This window comes from Pseudomonas sp. SDO5522_S412 (assembly GCF_054071215.1).
Map to the genome: position 1 here is coordinate 1 of NZ_JBSVWQ010000473.1, position 225 is coordinate 225.

At 64.9% G+C, this 225-nt stretch carries 1 protein-coding gene; it reads right to left on the reverse strand.

From position 1 onward, the window contains the following. A partial coding sequence (locus ACW9I6_RS32490) for a hypothetical protein (protein WP_457340251.1) occupies positions 1-225 on the reverse strand: 225 nt, incomplete at both ends.

Sequence of the window (225 nt, forward strand, 5' to 3'; positions counted from 1 at the left end):
AGTGCTGCGCGCCGTCCGGATCGATCCGCTGCACCAGCCGTGCGCGCTGGTCGTGGACGTAGACTTCCTGGCTGCCATCGGCGTTGTGTACGGTGACAGTGCCGTTGTCATCCCACACATACCGTGTGTCCATCTGCGAAAAGCTGGCCCAGTGGCGGACGCATCGCGCCGCCTTGCCAGACCGTTCCCACTCCCAGAAGAAACTCGCCCCACCGGCCAGTTCCC